Origin of the sequence: Alsobacter ponti (assembly GCF_024294805.1) — a bacterium.
Taxonomy (GTDB): Bacteria; Pseudomonadota; Alphaproteobacteria; order Rhizobiales; family Beijerinckiaceae; genus Alsobacter; species Alsobacter ponti.
Map to the genome: position 1 here is coordinate 1 of NZ_JANCLU010000052.1, position 1,119 is coordinate 1,119.

Genomic DNA, 1,119 nt, shown 5'->3' on the forward strand with positions numbered 1-1,119 from the left:
GATCCGGCAACTGTATTTTTCGGTCAAGCGGATCGGTAGTCCTTCTGGTCTCGGAGCATGGCGTTGAGGGTGATGAGGAGCTTTCGCGCGAGCGCGATCAGGGCCAGCTTGGGGGGCTTGCCCTGCTCGCGCAGCCGCCAGTACCAGCGCGCCAGCGGGCTCCTGGTTTTAACGAGGGAGACGCAGGCCATGTAGAGGGCCTGGCGGACGCGCTTTCGTCCGCCGCGCACGGTGCGCCGGCCGCGAAAGGCGCCGCTGTCGACATTGTAGGGGGCCACGCCGCCCAGCGCGGCGACAGCCTTGGGGCCGATGGCGCCCAGCTCCGGCGCGAGCGCGAGCAGGGTGGTGGATGTGGCGTCGCCCACGCCCGGCGCGGTGCGCAGGCGACGGTCGGCCTCGCGCAGGGTGGGGCTGGCCGCGATCAGGGCCTTGATCTCCTTTTCGAGCGCCGCGATGTGGCCGCCGAGGAATTTTATATGGTCGGCGATCTTGCCCTTCAGGGTCGGCGCGGTCTCCTCGCGCAGCCGCGTGCGCTCCTGCGCGCGCATGGCGACGAGCTGATCGCGGCGCTTTTGCAGCCGGGCGAGGCTCTCGCGGTCGCGATCGCCGGCGGTGCGCAGGCGCAAGGGCATGCGCTGGCCCATCTCGGCGAGGATGCGCGCGTCGATGGGGTCGGTCTTGGCCTTGCGGCCCATGGCGCGGGCGAAATCGCGCGCCTGGGCCGGGTTGACGCGGGCATGGGCCACGCCGGCCGCGTCGAGCGCCTCGGCCAGCGCGCGGTCGTAGCTTCCGGTGGCCTCGAACACGACGATGCAGCCGCGCCGCGCCCAGTCGGGAGCCAGAGCGCCGACGGCCTCGGGCGTGTTCGCGATTCTGGAGAGCCCTTGGACGGGATCGAAAATGTCGAGGGTGGCTTTGGAGACGTCGATACCGATGACGACAGGGTTTATGCTCATGGGGCCTGTCCCTGTGTGCGAGGTCTGGTGAAGCAGCCTCGTGCAACTGTTCAGGTTGAACGGCGAAGCGGGCGGGGATCGTGCCGGATCACGGTGTCAAGCACCTGGGGCCCATCGATCTCCCGCCCGCACCCATCCTGCCACAAACCGAAATACACAGGGG

1 protein-coding gene is annotated in these 1,119 nt (G+C 69.3%); it reads right to left on the reverse strand.

Annotation, left to right across the window (positions count from 1 at the left end; genetic code table 11):
* Positions 1–23: 23 nt before the first annotated feature.
* Positions 24–956 carry an IS110 family RNA-guided transposase gene (locus NK718_RS21825; protein ID WP_254746841.1) on the reverse strand — a complete coding sequence of 311 codons (933 nt, stop codon included), beginning with the start codon at positions 954–956 and terminating at the stop codon, positions 24–26.
* Between the last annotated feature and the right edge of the window lie 163 nt (positions 957–1,119).